We start from the raw sequence: 16,209 nt of genomic DNA, 5'->3' as shown, positions 1-16,209 counted from the left end.
CATCGAGGTATGCCGCCCGAGCAGTCCCGCATCCCGCAGACGGCGCGGACCCCGTCCGGCCTCCGGCGGGCGGGTCCGCGGGCAGTGCCGCTCGGCGCGTCCGCCCGCCGCGCCCGCGCGCGGCCCTGGACGGCGTCGAGGGGGCGGGCCGCCGCCGCCCAGGCGGCCAGGGAACGGGCCGAACTCGAGCGCGGCATCCGCCTCCGCTCGCTCTACCTGACGATCATGGGCGTCGTCCTCGCCGTCGCCGCGGTGAACGTGCTGCTGGGGTCGGTCGGGCTGATCAAGGAGAACAGGTCCAGGCCGCTCACCGACGCCGAGCGCGCCCGCTACGTGGCCGAGGACGTGGCCCGGCGGTGGCGCGCCTGGCCCGCCGGCATGGTCTTCCCCGAGGAGCTTCCGTACGCGGCGCTCGGCCGCGCCCAGCAGTACGCGCGCAGGGTGGGCATCGCTCCCGAGGCGGCGTGCGCCGCGGCGGTCGATTCCCCGGTGGCGTCGGTGCTGCGCAAGTACGGCTGCCAGGTCATGCTGCGCGCCACCTACGTCGACCAGACCTCGACGTTCGCCGTCACCGTGGGCGTCGCCGTGCTGCCGACCGAGCAGGCCCGCGCCGACGCGGCGGGCGAACTGCCCGTGGACGACCGGGTGGGCGTGCGGCCCGTGGCCTTCCCCGGCACGGTCACCGACACCTTCGGCGCGGCCCAGCGCCAGCGCACCGGATGGGTGGGCGCCGGGCCGTACATCGTCTTCTCCACTGTGGGGTACACCGACGGAAGGACTCGTGCCTCCGTCCCCCTGGAGGAACAGGTGAACAGCGAGATGTGGCCCGTGGCCGAGACCGTGGCCGGGCGCATCGCGCGCGCCCTCGGAGAGCCCCCGGACGTCCCCCGTTGCACGCAGGGGAACGCGTGCTGAGGCCGGCCTCCCTCTGCGCGGCGCTGACTGCCGTCGTCCTCGGGACCGGACCGGTGGTCTGGGCGGCGCCGGCGCCCGGCGGCGAGGACTCGCGGTGGGCGCTCGACGCCGTCAACGCCGCCGCCGCCTGGAAGGTCAGCAAGGGCGCCGGCGTGACCGTCGCCCTGCTCGGCGCCGGGCAGCCCGACACCGGCGTGCCCGAGTTGAGCGGCCGGGTCGAGCGCGGGCCGGACATGACGGGCGCGATGTTCGGCGACGACACGGTGCGGCCGGGCGACGACGTGACCGCGCTGGCCTCGGCGATCGCCGGGAGCGGGCGCGGCGGGGGGACATCCGGGATCGCGCCGGAGGCGCGGGTGCTGTCCCTCCCCGTGGCCCGGAGCCGTCCTGAGGGCGGATCCGTGGAGCCCGAGGGCCCGGCAGGGGAGACACCCGCGGAGACACAGGACAGTCCGCTCGCCCGCGGCATCCGCTACGCGACCGGCCAGGGCGCCAAGGTCATCTGCCTGCCCGTCCCCGCGTACGCCGTGGACCGCGTGGAGCGGGACGCCATCTCCTTCGCGCTGGCGAGGGGCGTGGTGCTCGTCGCGGCCGTGGGGGACGCCGGCCGGTCGCCGTACGCCCGGCAGAACGGCACCTCCTACTGGGCGTTCCCCGCGGGCTATCCCGGGGTGGTGGGCGTCGCCGCCGTCGACCGCAAGGGCGCCAAGCTCCCGGGCAGCAGCGACAACCTGTCGGTCCTGGTCGCCGCTCCGGGCGACCGCGTGCCCGTCACCCTCGCCGGGGGTCGCCGGGGGGCCGTGTCGGGGACCGGGGTGGCCAGCGCGCTCGTCGCGGGCACTATCGCACTGATAAAGGCGAAATATCCGGATTTGTCGCCGGAATTGGTGTCGCGTGCTTTGACGGCGACCTCCCGTCCTCACCCGCCCGCGGGTTATGACGACAAAGTCGGATTCGGAATCGTGGACGCGGCGGCGGCCCTGCGGAAGGCCGCGGAGCTGACCGGATATGGCCACGCGTCGTCCGTGCAGGACGACGCGCATTTCGGCAAGGGCCCGGTCTCGCAGGGGCCCGCGCGCCCGGGGCCGGATCCGGTTAGGCTCTGGATCTACGGCATCGCCGTCGCCCTCGGAATCGGCGGTTTCTGCGCCGCGGCCGTCGCGCTGCGCCGCCGGTGATCGGATGCCGCCGGTGATCACATGTTGGCCGCCGTTCTGCAGCATTTCGGACGCGGTCTTCCCGATGTTCGTGTTTCCGGTGACAAAGCCAGGTCAAATTTCGCTAGGGTCGCGGCTCATGGGGTACGAGCTGCGCGTAGAGCGGGATGCACCGCTCGCCTACGCCGAACTCGCGAGCGTCTCGGCGCGGGCCGGATTCGAGCTGCGCGGGTCGCACGAGGCGGGCGAGATCGTCGCGCGCCACGGCGACTCCGTGCACCAGATCGCGACCTGGTCGGGACGGCTCTCCGGCCAGCCCGGGTCCGACTGGCAGGTCGCCCAGCTGGCACTTCTCACCGATCTCATGGGGGCGCGGCTCGTGGGTGAGGACGGCGAGGCGTACGGCATCAGGAACGGCGTCGTCGAGCAGATCAACGGATCGTCCACCTATGAGTTCGGCAAGCTCGAAGAGATCATCGCGGCCGGGCCCACCGAGTGGAGCGCTTGAGGGACGGCCGCGGCCAGCCGCCGCCGTACGCGGAGCGGGTGCTCGACCTGGTCGAGCGGATCCCGCCCGGCAAGGTGATGTCGTACGGAGACGTCGCCGAGTATCTCGGCGAGGGCGGCCCCCGGCAGGTCGGCCGTGTGATGTCGCTGTGGGGCGGGGCCGTGCCGTGGTGGCGGGTGATCCACGCCGACGGCAGTCCCGCGCCCGGCCTTGAGGGCGAATGCCTGGCCCGGTGGCGCGAGGAGGGCACCCCCGTCCGCGGCGCCCGCGCCGACATGCGCGCGGCCCGCTGGGACGGCCGCGCCTGACCGTCGCCGGTGATCACGATAGCCCGTTCGAGGCCCTGACCAGGGAGCTGACAAGCCGCGCTTAGGGTGGTCGGATGGGCGCCCTCCCCCCCGGCGTAGTGCCGCTCGTCACCCCGTGCCACAGGGGAGTCACCCGCTGATTCACAGGAAATCCACAGGCTTCCGCGAGTCAGGTCCGGCAGTGTTCTGCGGGCATTACCATTTTCTGAACACTGGTCTGGCGAAGGGTGGTGCCTCCCGTATGACACCCGCACCCACGGGCGACGTCGTCGCTGAACGACTGCGGGCTGTCCAGGAGCTATACGACCGGGGTGAGCCGATAGACGCGCTGGTGGCGCTCGTGCGCGCGGAGGGGCTGAGCCCCGCGCAGCGCCGGGAGGTCGACCGTGAGGCGATCGTCGGTCCCCTGGGTCTGCGCCTCGACGCCGCAGCCAAGCGCGGGCCCGCCCGTCGCCGCCAGACCATCGACGCGCTCCGGCCGTACCTCGCCGAGGTCGATCCGAAGGTCAAGCGTGAGCTGCCGGTCGGGCGCCGGGTCGCCTGCCACCTGATCGAGACGCAGGACCCGGGCGAGCTCGCCGAGAGCGACGCGCTGGCCAAGCTCGCCGCCGCCGCGGCCGAGCCCTCCCGCCGGGTCCGGCGGGGCCTGCGGTGGTACGCCGACCTGCCGGTCGAGGTCGGCGACCCCTCGCTGCTGCGCCTGCGGGCAGCCGACCTCGTGCCGGTCACGCAGATCGACGACATCACCTGGGTGGGCAACCGGCTGAGGGTGACCGGACACGCCTACATCGCGGGCCTGTCGGTCCGCAGCGGGCGGTTCAACCGCGCCACCGTCGTGCTGCACGGCCCCCGCTGGCTGCCCCGGGTCACGATGAAGACCCGCAGGACCTACCGTCCCGAGGCCACCCACGCCGCCCGCGAACCCGGATGCAACTACGACTGGGCCGGCTTCACGGCCGAGCTGCATCCGTTCGCCCTGCGCTGGCGCGCCGGAGTGCGGGCCCTGGTGCGCGGCACGAAGCGGGTGCTGCGCCGCCGCCACACCGTCCAGGACACCACCACCTGGCGGGCCGAGATCGTCATCTGGAGCCGCGCCGCCCGCGCCAAGGGCGTGCTGCGCGGTCCGGTGATCGGCCGCACCGAGCGCCCGGCCGGGCTGCAGGTGCGCCCGCGCTGGTGGGTGCGGCCCGTGTGGACCTCCGACAAGGCGCTGCAGGTGGTCTACCAGCCGACCCGCGCCCAGCTCACCGGTGTGCAGCTGAACGGCGACAACATCGAGCTCACCGGCTTCCTGCCGGGCCGGCCCATCAGCAAGGGCAAGGCCCGCGTCGGCGGGCACCGCATGTCGGCCGACTTCGCCCCGGTCGAGGGCGGCAGCCGCTTCTCGCTGTCGCTCGCGGTCGGCACCCTGCTCAACGCGGAGTCCCGGCGGCTGTGGGTCGAGCCCAAGGGAGACCCGGCCGCGGCCGTCATGCTGGAGGGCGCGGAGGAGACCCGCCTGCTCATCGGCGAGCGCGAGGTCACGGTGCAGGGCGACCGGCGCGACCGTGTCGTCATCTCGGGCCACAAGATCCTGCCCGTGATCACCTCGGCCGAGTGGCACGACGAGTCGATCACGCTCACCGGTCGCTACCCCGACCCCGACCAGGGCCCGCGCGACCTCGTGCTGCGGCACCGGGGCGGGCTCACGATCCGCGTGCCGCTCGAGCGCGACGGCGAGCGGTTCACCGTACGGCTGTCGCCCGGCGCGATGCCGCGCTTCGGATCGGCCGTGCCGCTGGCCGAGGGCGCCTGGAACGTCTCGGTGGCCCCGCCCGGCAGGTACGGCCCCGCCATGGTGCCCGCCCGGTTCGACCACGCCGCCCTCGACGCCCTGGACGAGAGCCCTCGGGTCATCGGCGGCCGGGTCTACCGGTTCGTCGCCACCCGCTACGACGTGCCGGTGCTCGTGGCGGCCGAGGATCGGCCCGGCGACGAGCGGAGCGCGGCGGGCGTGTGGGCGCTCAGCCGCACCTTCTACCCCGCCGAGCGCGCCCGGCCGCTGCGTGAGGCCACCGTCTACGTCTCCTTCGACGGCCGCGCCTACTCCGACAACCCGCGCGCCATCTACGAGGAGCGGCTGCGGCGCGGCGACGAGGGCGAGCACATCTGGGTCGTCAGGGACGGCGCGTTCGTCCCGCCGGGCTCGCGCGAGCTGGGCCTCGGCGACGGCGTGGTGCCCACGGTCGTCCGCGAGGGCAGCCGGGAGCACTACGAGGCGCTGGCCCGCGCCCGCTACATCGTCTCCAACAACTTCATGCCGCAGTGGTTCCGCACCCGTGAGGACCAGGTGTGCGTGCAGACCTGGCACGGCACGCCGGTCAAGCACATCGGCCGCGACCAGGCCCACATGAAGCGCGAGCCCCGGCCCCCGGTGTGGCACCGCCAGGCCGTGGAGGTCCGCGGCTGGGACCTGCTGCTGTCACAGAGCCCGTGGGCGTCGTCCGTGCTGCGCAAGGCCTTCGGCTACGAGGGCGAGGTCCTGGAGTCGGGATACCCGCGCAACGACGTCCTCGTCTCCGGTGACCGTGACGTGCTGGCGGCGGAGATCCGGCGCCGGATCGGCATCCCCGAGGGCAAGCGGGTCGTCCTGTACGCGCCGACCTACCGCGACTACGACCGCAGGAACGCCGCCGTCAAGCTCGACCTGGCGGACGCGAAGCGGGCACTCGGCGCCGACCACGTGGTGCTGGTCCGCGGCCACATGATGCAGGCCTTCCCCCACGTGAACGCGCACGACGGCTTCGCGATCGACGTCACGACCTACCCCGACACCGCCGATCTGCTGCTGATCGCCGACGTGCTCGTCACCGACTACTCGTCGGTCATGTTCGACTTCGTGGCGACCGGGCGGCCGGTCGTGCTGTTCACGCCGGACCTGGCCAAGTATCGCTCGTCCCGCGGGCTGTATCTCGACCTGGAGTCGCAGCGCCCGGGACCGCGGCTGGAGACCTCGCCCGAGGTCGTGGAGGTCCTGCGGAACATCGACACCGTGACCGCCAAGCTGGCCGATCGTTACGCGGCCTTCGTCCGGACCTACGCGCCGCACGACAACGGCAAGGCCACCGCCCGCGTCATCGACCAGGTATTCTCCTCCTGACCGGAACCGGGAACGTCGCGGATTGCGAGGCAGAGGTGTCGGACGGACGAGGTTCGCAGGGGACGAGACCGGGAATGCGGCCGTACGGGCGAATGCTCGTGCTGGCCGCGGTGGTTCTTCTCGTGGACCAGGCCTCCAAGTTCTGGGCGATCTCCGCGCTTTCGGACGGTGAGGGCATCACGGTGATCCCGCGGCTGATCGGGTTGCGGCTGTTGCTGAACTCCGGTGCCGCGTTCTCGATCGGCGAGGGGACGACGTGGGTGTTCACCCTGACGGCGGCCGCCGCGGTCGCCGGCATCCTGTACGTCGGGCGGCGGCTGCGGTCGCCTGCGTGGACTTTGGTGCTGGGTGCCCTGCTGGGGGGCGCCACCTCCCATCTGCTCGACCGCCTCTTCCGCCCGCCCGGCTTCGCCCAGGGCCATGTCGTGGACTTCATCGACTACGGCGGCCTGTTCGTCGGCAATGTCGCCGACATCGCGCTCACCGTGGGCTGTGCCCTCCTCCTGCTGCTCAGCCTGCGCAATGTCCCTCTCGGGGACGTGGCAGACAAGGGACGTCCATCCGCGTAGGCGGGTCCCGGCGTTCTCCTCCTGACCGGTAAGCCTGCTACGCCCCGGGCCGTCTCCATGCGGCCCGGGGCGCGGCATTTCGCCCCGGCGCCTGGCGGGATCCCGTCGGCATGTGTCGTCAATTCCCCTGGGAAGGGGCGCCGGCCGACTGGTTGGCTTTCTGACGCGGGTTCGCCGTCACCATTCGCGGTGCCGGCCGTCTGCTCGCGCCATCGAGAGCCATTCCAGAAAGCCGCACGATCATGAGTCTTGTCATGCCGATCCTGATCGGCCTCGCCTACGCCGTGCTGATGTCGCTGATCCCCGAACCGCACCGCCGCCGCTTCAACGCCATCATGGTGGCCGGAGCGGGGGCCGCCTATCTCAGCGGCGGGGGCCTCGGCGGCTGGGAGTTCCCCTTCACCGCCCTCGTCGCGTACTGCGCCTACCGCGGCCTGGAGTCGTGGACGTTCATCGGGATCGCCTGGCTGCTGCACACCGGGTGGGACATCCTTCACCACCTCAAGGGCAGCCCGATCATTCCCTTCGCCCATGACTCGTCCTTCGGCTGCGCCATCTGCGATCCCGTCATCGCCCTGTGGTGCTTCTGGGGCGGTCCCTCGCTCATCGGCCTCGTCCGGACCCGAGTCACCCGGCCTCGCACAACGGATGTGGTTTCTTCTTAGCGGGTGTGCTTTCGGATACGTGAATGTTTCAGAGATCTCGTGGGCTTCCGGCGATCTGTGGCGAGCTCACGATTTCGTGAGAGCGCCGTCAGAAATCCGGGGCTCGTCGGGGGCGGGCAGGGCTGTCATGATTTCCGAGATGTCCGTCACGAATCCCGAGGGAGAGTCAATGGGCAAAGCTCGATCGTTGGCCGTCACCGCGGCGCTGGCCGCCGGCCTGACACTTTCGGTGGGGACGGCCCCTGCTCAGGCCGACAGCATCAGGTACGTCTACTACCTCTACTCCGACTGCGTCAACGGCGGGAACCTCGGCATCCAGTGGGGATGGTGGACCTCCTACAGCTGTTCCTACATGAGCAACACCTACGGGCCGACCTGGGCGTTGTGGGCCTGACCGTCAGCTGACGGCATTCCTTTCGCACGCTATCCGCGATCAAGGCCAATCCCGGACGCTCTCGCATGGGTCGGGTTGATTCCGTCGCGTGTCGAGTGGCGTCCGGTGCGGTGGCGATTTTCGTGATGCCTTGTCTCTCGGTGTTCCCGGACAAGCGCGTCGAGAACAATTGGTAATTCCCGTCAATCGGGGTGCTCGTTACGCCGCTCATTCGAGCGTGGCTGAGACGGGGACGCCCGGCGCACGGTGACCTCAGGCCTGGTTCGTCGGCAGCACGACGACCTGACGGAGGTTGACGTGCTTGGCCCGGCTGACCGTGTACCCGATCAGGTCGGCGATCTCCTCGGCGGTCATGGGCGTGATGACCTGGAACATCCCGGCCAGTTGCGCCCCGAGCTCCGGGCTGTCGACGTGGTCGCCCAGTTCCGTCGCCGTGAGGCCCGGCTCGATGTTGGTCACCCGCACGCCGCGCGGGCCGAACTCCGCACGCAGGTTCGTGGACAGGTGGGTGAGGGCGGCCTTGGTCGCCCCATAGACGGCGTAGCCGGGGAAGACGAGGTGGGCGCCGATCGACGAGATGTTGACGAGGTCGGCCGTACGGCCCTCCGCCGCCGCGGTGAGCAGGTCGGCCGTGAAGGCCCGCGTCACCCGCAGGACGCCCGCGATGTTCGTGTCGAGCATGCGCGTCCACTCGTCGAGGCGGCCGTCGTCGATCGGGTTGGGCAGCATCACGCCCGCGGCGTTGACCACCAGGTCCACGGGCCCGAACTCGGCGTGGACACGGTCGACGGCGGCGGTCACGCTGTCGTCCCGGGTGACGTCCGCGGTCACGGCCAGCGCGGTGCCGCCGTCCGCGGCGATCTTCCGGACCAGGTCCTCCAGCCGGTCGGCGCGGCGGGCGAGCAGCGCGACCTTCGCGCCGGAGGCGGCCAGCAGCCGCGCCGTCGCCTCTCCCATGCCGCTGGCGGCCCCGGTGACCACGGCGACGCGTCCGGCCAGGTTCTCGTAGCTCGTCATCATGACTCCTTGCGTTCGAGCTTGACGAGAGCCACTCTGGCGGGGCGTGCCGGGCTTACCCAGCGCACGCCTTTTACTGGTAACGGCAGTACTAGTCTTGGGCCCATGGATGGCGATCTGGGACGGTTCCTGCGCTCTCGCCGGGCCCGGATCCGGCCCGAGGACGCCGGCCTCCCCGCACACGGGCGGCGGCGCGTCAGCGGGCTGCGGCGTGAGGAGGTCGCGCTGCTCGCGGGCGTGAGCGTCGAGTACTACATCCGCCTGGAGCAGCAGCGCGTACGCAACGTCTCCGACGAGGTGCTCGACTCGGTCGCCCGGGTGCTGCGCATGGACGGCACCGAGCGGGCGCACCTGCGCCGTCTCCTCCGCCCGCCGGACGACCAGCGGGCTCCCATCGCCCATGTCCGGCCCGGGGTGCGGATGCTCCTGGACGCGGCCGACTCCCTGCCGGCCTGCGTCATCGGGCCCCGGATGGACGTGCTGGCCTGGAACGCCCTCTCCGACCGGATCAACGGTTTCTCGGCCATGCCCGGGGGTGAGCGCAACATGGCCCGCCAGACGTTCCTGTCGCCGCGGGCGCGTTCGTTCTACCGCGACTGGCCGGCCGTGGCCGCCGAGACCATCGCCCATCTGCGCCTGTACGCGGGGAGGCACCCCGACGACCCGCTGCTGGGCCCGCTCGTCGCCGACCTGTCCGCCGATCCGGACTTCGCCCGCCTCTGGGAGGAGCACCGGGTGGCCGAGAAGACCTTCGGAGCCAAGCTGCTGCGGCACCCGGAGCTCGGCGACCTGGACTTCGCGTACGAGACCCTGGCCCTGCCCGGGGACCCCGATCTGCTGGTTGTCATGTACACCGCCGATCCGGCCTCCCCGACCGGCCGCACGCTGGACCGGCTCCGGCAGGCCCATCGCTGCGGCGACCTCCCCGAGCCGGGCGTACGGGTGACGACAGCCGGCTGATTCACCCGACGAGGACACGGAGTGGGCATTCGGGCACGATCTGCCTCGGTGATCTGGTGGAATGCTGTGCTGTGAGTGGTCAGAACTACCGGCTGGTGCGGCGCGGGGGTGTGGGACGCCGCGCGGCTCCCGTGCTGGACGAACATCAGCGCGCCGTCGTGGAGCACGAGAGCGGGCCCCTGCTCGTGCTCGCCGGGCCGGGCACGGGCAAGACCACCACGATCGTGGAGACCGTCGTCGACCGGGTCGAGCGCCGCGGCGTGGACCCCGAGCGCGTGCTGGTTCTCACCTTCAGCCGCAAGGCGGCCGGAGAACTGCGCGAGCGCATCACCGCACGGATGCGCAGGACCACCAGGACCCCGCTGGCCCTCACCTTCCACAGCTACGCGTACGCGCTGCTGCGCCGGGAGGCGGTGCTGGCCGGTGAGCCGCCGCCGCGCCTGCTCACCGGTCCCGAGCAGCTGCTGGAGATCCGGCGGCTGCTGCACGGCGAACTGGAGGACGGCGCGCGGCACTGGCCCGCGGACATGCGCGAGCTGCTCAAGACCCGGGGGTTCGCCGAAGAGCTGCGCGACTTCCTGTCCCGGGCGGCCGAGCGCGGCCTGTACGGCGACGCGCTGGTGCAACTGGGCCGCGAGCACGGCAGGCCCGACTGGGAGGCCGCCGGGCTGTTCTCCTACCGTTACCAGGACCGGTTCGACCTCGATCCGGTGCCCGCGCTGGACTACTCGGAGCTGATCCGCGAGGCGGCCGGCCTGCTGGCCGACGGCGAGGTGCGGCGGCGCGAGCGGGACGCGTACGACCTGGTGCTCGTCGACGAATACCAGGACACCGACCCGGCGCAGGAGTTCCTGCTCAGGCAGCTCGCGGGAGACGGGCGCGACCTGATCGCCGTGGGCGACCCCGACCAGTCCATCTACGGCTTCCGGGGCGCCGACGTGCAGGGCATCCTGCGCTTCCCCGAGCGGTTCCCGGCCCGGGACGGGCGGGACGCCCCGGTGGTCGCGCTGCGCGTGTGCCGTCGCAGCGGCCCGGCCCTGCTCGAGGCCTCCCGCCGCGTCGCCTACCGCCTTCCCGCCGTACCCGGTCACGAGAACAGGACCGGAGGCCACCGCGACCTGATCCCCGTCGGGGACGCGGATCCGGGCGAGGTGAAGGTCCTGCTGGCCGACAGCGCCAGCCAGGAGGCCGCGGTGGTGGCCGACACGCTGCGCCGGGCGCACCTGCTCGACGGGGTGCCGTGGTCGCGCATGGCGGTGCTGGTGCGCAGCGCCGTACGGCACGTGCCGCTGCTGCGGCGGGCGCTGGTCACCGCCGGCGTGCCCGTCGTGGTCGCGGGCGACGAACTCCCGCTGGTGCAGGAGCCCGGCGTCCGGCCGCTGATCACGCTGCTGCGGATCGCCGTCGCGCCGGGCACGCTCGACGTGGCGACCGCCGAGGAACTGCTGACCGGTCCGCTCGGCGGCACCGACATGATCGGTGTACGCCGGCTGCGCCGCGCCCTGCGGATCGCCGAGCACGAGGCGGTCGCCGCGGAGGCCGGCGCCGTGGAGGAGGCAGGTCAGCCGGGGCTGCCCTTCACCCCGCGCTCGTCCGACGAGCTGCTGGTCGCGGCGCTGCGCGACGCCCGGGAGCTGAGTGGCGTCGAACCGCACGTCGCGGCGCCGGCCGAACGCCTCGCGCGGCTCATCGCGACCGCCCGCGAGGCCGTACGGCACGGCCAGGGGGCGGAGGAGACGCTGTGGGAGATCTGGCAGGCCAGCGGGCTCGCGGAGCGCTGGACGGAGGCCAGCCTCATGGGCGGGGCGCGGGGCGCCCAGGCCGACCGCGACCTTGACGCCGTCGTCGCCCTGTTCGACCACGTGGCCCGCTTCACCGACCGGCTGCCCAAGGCCGGGGTCGCGGTCTTCCTCGACGACCTGACCTCCCAGGAGATCGCCGGCGACTCGCTGGCCGAGTCCGCCCCCGAGGGCGACGCCGTACGGATCCTGACCGCGCACCGGTCGAAGGGCCTGGAGTGGGACGTGGTGGTGGTCGCGGGCGTCCAGGAGGGCCTGTGGCCCGACCTGCGCCTGCGCGGCTCGCTGCTCGGCACCGAGGCGCTGGTGGAGTTCGCGGGCGGCTCGGCGCTCGACACCACACAGGCCGCGACGGCCGCGCTGGCGTCCAAGCTGCTCGCCGAGGAACGGCGGCTGTTCTACGTCGCGGCCACCCGCGCCCGCAGGAAGCTCGTCGTCACCGCCGTCGGCGGTGAGGACACCGACGAACGGCCTTCCCGGTTCCTCACCGAGCTGCTGCCCGGCGGCGTGGAGGCGGCGACCGTGGACGACCGGGCGCGGTGGCTCAGCATGCCCGCGCTGGTCGCGGACCTGCGCGCGGCCGTGTGCGACACGAGCAAGTCCGAGGCGCTGCGCCGCGAGGCCGCCGCGCACCTCGCCAGGCTCGCCCAGGCCGGAGTGCCCGGCGCCAATCCCGGCGAGTGGTACGCGCTGACCCCGATCTCCGACGACCGGCCGCTCGGCTGGCCCGACGACGTCGTCCAGATCTCGCCGTCGTCGGTGGAGAGCTTCACCAAGTGCGGGCTGCGCTGGATGCTGGAGACCGCGGTCGGGGCCGGATCGTCGAACGTCACCCAGAGCCTCGGCACGGTCGTCCACGCGATCGCCGCGATGGCCACCGAGGACGGCACCGACTACGTCAAGCGGCTCGACGACATCTGGGACCAGTTCGACTTCGGCGGGCTGTGGTTCAACCGCAAGCAGCGCCGCGTCGCCGAGCAGATGGTCGACAGGTTCGTCCGATGGCAGAAGGACAAGCCGCGCGACCTGGTCGCGGTGGAGGAGGCGTTCACCGTACGGGTGCCGGGTCACGACATCCAGATCACCGGCCGGGTGGACCGGGTCGAGCGGGACGAGGCCGGCCGCGCCGTGATCATCGACATCAAGACCGGCAGCGGCAAGCCCAAGGACACCGAGATCGACCGGCATCCGCAGCTCGGGGTGTATCAGCTCGCCACGACGCTCGGGGCGTTCGAGCGGCACGGCCTCGTCCAGCCCGGCGGCGCGTCCCTGCTGCACCTGGGCAAGGCGGCCGGCCAGTCGGCGGATGCCAGAGAGCAGGCGCAGCGGGCGCTCGCCGACGACCCCGAGCCCGACTGGGCGGAGAGCCTGGTCAAGACGGTGGCGACCGGCATGTCCGCCAACGTGTTCGTCGCCACGGTCAACGACGGCTGCCGCACCTGTGCCGCTAAAATCGCCTGCCCTGTGAACGACAACGGAGGACAGGTGTGCTGACGCCCGGTGAGCTGGCCGGCCGGCTCGGGATCCTCCCGCCCACTCCCGAGCAGGCGGCCGTCATCGAGGCGCCTCTGGAGCCGATGGTGGTCGTGGCGGGGGCGGGATCCGGCAAGAGCGAGACCATGGCCGGGCGGGTGGTCTGGCTGGTCGCCAACGGCCTGGCCAGGCCCGAGCAGATCCTCGGCCTCACCTTCACCCGCAAGGCCGCCGCCGAGCTGGCCGAGCGGGTGCGCCAGCGGCTGGCCGGGCTGGCGGCGGCCGGGCTGGTCGAGCCCGAGCTGCTCGACTCCGAGCCGACGGTCTCCACCTACCACGCGTACGCCGCCCGGCTGGTGACCGACCACGCGCTGCGGGAGGGGCTCGAGCCCACCATGCGGCTCGTCACGCCCGCCGTCGCCTGGCAGATGGCGGCCCGGGTGGTCGGCCAGTACGACGGGCCGATGGACCGGGTGGACCTGTCCCCGCCCAGCGTCACCGCGGCCGTGCTCGAACTGGCCGGGGAACTGGCCGAGCACCTGCGCGACCCGGCGGACGTACGCGAGATCGGCGACTGGCTGCGCGAGCGCCTGGCCTCGCTGACCGGGCGCATCGTCAAGGACCAGCGCAAGCCGGTGGAAATCCAGGCCATCCGCGAGCAACTGCTGCCGATGGTGGAGGCGTACGAACGGCTCAAGCGCGGCCGGGAGGTCATCGACTACGGCGACCAGATGGCGCTGGCCGCGCGGATCGCCTCGCGGCACCCGGAGGTCGGCGCGTCCGAGCGGTCCCGGTTCTCGGTCGTGCTGCTCGACGAATACCAGGACACCAGTCACGCCCAGCTCGTGCTGCTGCGTTCGCTGTACGGCGGCGGCCACCCGGTCACGGCGGTCGGCGACCCCTGCCAGTCGATCTACGGCTGGCGTGGCGCGTCGGCGGGCAACCTGTCCCGCTTTCCCCGGGACTTCCCGGCGGCGTCCGGAGACCCGGCGCAGGTGCGGCGGCTGTCGGTCAGCTTCCGCAACGGCGAGCACGTGCTCGGCGTCGCGGCCCGGATCCAGGCGCCCCTGCGGCGGGAGGCCCGTGAGGTGCCGGTGCTGGTGCCGGGCGGCAACCGGGCGGGCCGGGGGCGGGTGCTGTGCGCCTTCCACGAGACGGCCGAGGACGAGGCGGAGTGGATCGCCGAGGGCCTGGCCGGGATCCTGCACGGCGAGGGCGCCCCGGACGGCCTGCCCTGGGGTGAGGGCGAGCGGGCCAAGCGCGGCCCCGCCCTGCAGCCGCAGGACGTCGCGATCCTCGCCCGCAAGCGGTCGCAGTTCCCGGCCCTGCGCCGGGCTCTGGAGGCCCGGGGGATCCCCGTGGAGGTCGTGGGCCTCGGCGGACTGCTCACCGTGCCCGAGGTGGCCGACATCGTGGCGACCCTGCGTGCGCTGTACGACCCGACCGCCGGGGACGCGCTGGTCCGGCTGCTCGCCGGGCCGCGCTGGCGGATCGGCCCGGCCGACCTCAAGGTGCTCGGCGACCTGGCCCGCGAGCTCAACAAGGAGATCAGGGCGGCCAGGGGAGGGCCGCGCCCGGAGGACCCGCTCGACCAGGTCGTCGCCGACCTCGCCGAGGAGCGCGGCAGCCTGATCGACGCGCTCGACGAGCTGCCCGACCGGCCCGACTGGCTGGAACGGTTCTCCCCGCTCGCGCGGATGCGGCTGCCCGCCGCCGCCCGTGAGCTGCGCCAGTTGCGCGCCCATGCCGGGCAGCCGCTGCCCGACCTGATCAGCGAGATCGAACGCCGGCTCGGGCTCGACGTCGAGGTCGCCGCCAGGGGAGGCAGCCCGCTGGCCGCCCGCGCCGACCTCGACGCCTTCCTCGACTCCGCCTCGCGGTTCGCCGGAGACTCGGAGGACCCGACGCTCGGCGCGTTCCTGGCGTACCTGAAGGCGGCGGAGAGCGAGGAGTTCGGCCTGGAGGCCGGGCGTGTCGGCGACAGCAACACGGTCAAGCTGATGACGGTCCACGCCTCCAAGGGACTGGAGTGGCCGGTCGTGGTGGTGCCGGGCCTGTCGCAGCTCACCTCCCAGAAGGGCGGGCTGATCAAGGGCAGCATTTTCCCCGCGACCCCGGTCACCAACTCACGGTGGACGGAGAACCCGCGCAAGCTGCCGTACCCGCTGCGGGGGGACAGCGCGGACCTGCCCGAGCTGGCCGGGCTGGACCGGGAGGCGCTGGGCGCCTTCGACGAGCGCTGCCGCGACCGTGACCTGATGGAGGAGCGGCGGCTGGCGTACGTCGCCGTCACCAGGGCGCACTACCTGCTGATCGCCTCCGGCTACCGCTGGGGGACCTCGTCGCGGCCGCTGGAGCCGTCGGACTTCCTGCGGGAGATCCGCGAGGCGGGGGCCCGGGCCGTCCGCTGGGCCGAGGATCCGGAGAGTTCGGACAACCCGCTGCTCGCCGAGCCGCCCGTGGCCGAGTGGCCGTCCGTCACGGTGCGCGACGCGATCCTCGACGGCGCCCGCCTCGTGGAGGAGGCGATGATGGGCGACGGCCCGCCCACGGCGGCCGACGGTCACGTGCTCCTCAGGGACCGGGACCGGGAGCGGATGCGGGCCTGGGCGCGCGACACCGACCTGCTGCTGCGCGAGCGGGAGACGAACCGCCAGCGGGCCGGGGCGGTCGTGGAGCTGCCGTCGCGGCTGTCGGTGTCGTCGCTGGTCACGCTGGCCCAGGACCCGGCGGCGTTCGCCCGGCAGGTGCGCCGGCCGGTGCCGCGCAGGCCCGCCCCGCTGGCCCGCAGGGGCACCACCTTCCACCGGTGGCTGGAGTCGCGCTGGGGACAGCAGCGCCTGATCGACGACCTGGAGCTGCCGGGCGCCGCCGACGAGATGTCGGAGACCGACGTCCAGCTCGCCGAGCTGCAGGAGCGGTTCGAGGAGAGCGAGTGGGCCGCGCGTGAGCCGGTCGACCTGGAGATCCCGTTCGAGACCATGATCGGCGACCGCCTGGTGCGCGGGCGGATGGACGCGGTCTTCCGCGAGGGCGACGGCTATGTGGTGGTCGACTGGAAGACCGGAGAACGGCCGCAGGGCAGGGCAGCAGAGACCGCGTCGGTGCAGCTCGCGGCCTACCGGGTGGCCTGGGCCGCGCTGGCCGGGGTGCCGCTGGAGAAGGTCGGGGCGGCCTTCCACTACGTCCGCTCGAACGAGACCGTCCGCCCCGTGGACCTCCTCGACGGGGACGGCCTCACCGCGTTCATCCAGCGGGTTCCCGAGGACTGATCCAGGGGAGCCGCCGGCGTCGCCGGATCACGA

At 72.8% G+C, this 16,209-nt stretch carries 12 protein-coding genes; 11 read left to right on the top strand and 1 reads right to left on the bottom strand.

Features of this window, described 5'->3' with window-relative positions:
* Positions 1-9 precede the first annotated feature (9 nt).
* The 8 genes from IL992_RS19575 (at position 10) to IL992_RS19540 (ending at position 7,655) form a co-directional block, all read left to right on the top strand.
* Positions 10-915 carry a hypothetical protein gene (locus IL992_RS19575; RefSeq protein WP_226873405.1) on the top strand — a complete coding sequence of 302 codons (906 nt, stop codon included), beginning with the start codon at positions 10-12 and terminating at the stop codon, positions 913-915.
* Positions 909-2,093 (top strand): S8 family serine peptidase, encoded by a 1,185-nt coding sequence (locus IL992_RS19570; protein WP_193204811.1) that lies wholly within the window; start codon positions 909-911, stop codon positions 2,091-2,093. The genes IL992_RS19575 and IL992_RS19570 overlap by 7 nt, the downstream gene beginning before the upstream one ends.
* Positions 2,094-2,211: 118 nt before the next feature.
* On the top strand, positions 2,212-2,580 hold the full coding sequence (locus IL992_RS19565) for a hypothetical protein (RefSeq protein WP_142564563.1): 369 nt from the start codon (positions 2,212-2,214) through the stop codon (positions 2,578-2,580).
* A complete protein-coding gene (locus IL992_RS19560) occupies positions 2,577-2,888 on the top strand; it encodes an MGMT family protein (RefSeq protein ID WP_226873404.1) in 312 nt (103 codons plus the stop codon). The genes IL992_RS19565 and IL992_RS19560 overlap by 4 nt, the downstream gene beginning before the upstream one ends.
* 241 nt (positions 2,889-3,129) lie before the next feature.
* Positions 3,130-6,027 carry a CDP-glycerol glycerophosphotransferase family protein gene (locus IL992_RS19555; RefSeq protein WP_193204809.1) on the top strand — a complete coding sequence of 966 codons (2,898 nt, stop codon included), beginning with the start codon at positions 3,130-3,132 and terminating at the stop codon, positions 6,025-6,027.
* Between the two features lie 74 nt (positions 6,028-6,101).
* Entirely contained in the window at positions 6,102-6,596 is a 495-nt protein-coding gene (locus tag IL992_RS19550) for a signal peptidase II (RefSeq protein WP_193204808.1), read from the top strand.
* A 254-nt stretch (positions 6,597-6,850) separates the two neighbouring features.
* Positions 6,851-7,261 (top strand): DUF6010 family protein, encoded by a 411-nt coding sequence (locus IL992_RS19545; RefSeq protein ID WP_264295046.1) that lies wholly within the window; start codon positions 6,851-6,853, stop codon positions 7,259-7,261.
* A gap of 169 nt (positions 7,262-7,430) precedes the next feature.
* Positions 7,431-7,655 carry a hypothetical protein gene (locus tag IL992_RS19540; protein WP_193204806.1) on the top strand — a complete coding sequence of 75 codons (225 nt, stop codon included), beginning with the start codon at positions 7,431-7,433 and terminating at the stop codon, positions 7,653-7,655.
* 252 nt (positions 7,656-7,907) lie between these two features.
* On the opposite strand, the gene IL992_RS19535 is transcribed toward IL992_RS19540, so the two are convergent.
* Positions 7,908-8,672, bottom strand: coding sequence for an SDR family oxidoreductase (locus IL992_RS19535; protein ID WP_193204805.1), 765 nt, complete (start codon positions 8,670-8,672; stop codon positions 7,908-7,910).
* A gap of 105 nt (positions 8,673-8,777) precedes the next feature.
* Between IL992_RS19535 and IL992_RS19530 the strand changes: the two genes are divergently transcribed.
* From IL992_RS19530 to IL992_RS19520, 3 genes are all read left to right on the top strand, one after another.
* A complete protein-coding gene (locus IL992_RS19530; protein ID WP_193204804.1) occupies positions 8,778-9,632 on the top strand; it encodes a helix-turn-helix transcriptional regulator in 855 nt (284 codons plus the stop codon).
* Between the two features lie 71 nt (positions 9,633-9,703).
* Positions 9,704-12,925: an ATP-dependent helicase gene (locus IL992_RS19525; protein ID WP_193204803.1), complete on the top strand. Its 3,222-nt coding sequence runs from the start codon at positions 9,704-9,706 to the stop codon at positions 12,923-12,925.
* A complete protein-coding gene (locus IL992_RS19520) occupies positions 12,919-16,176 on the top strand; it encodes an ATP-dependent helicase (protein WP_193204802.1) in 3,258 nt (1,085 codons plus the stop codon). The genes IL992_RS19525 and IL992_RS19520 overlap by 7 nt, the downstream gene beginning before the upstream one ends.
* The last annotated feature ends 33 nt before the right edge of the window (positions 16,177-16,209 follow it).

The sequence above is a fragment of the Microbispora sitophila genome, from assembly GCF_014892245.1.
In the GTDB taxonomy this organism is placed as follows: Bacteria; Actinomycetota; Actinomycetes; order Streptosporangiales; family Streptosporangiaceae; genus Microbispora; species Microbispora siamensis.
This window is presented reverse-complemented; position numbering and strand designations above follow the sequence as displayed.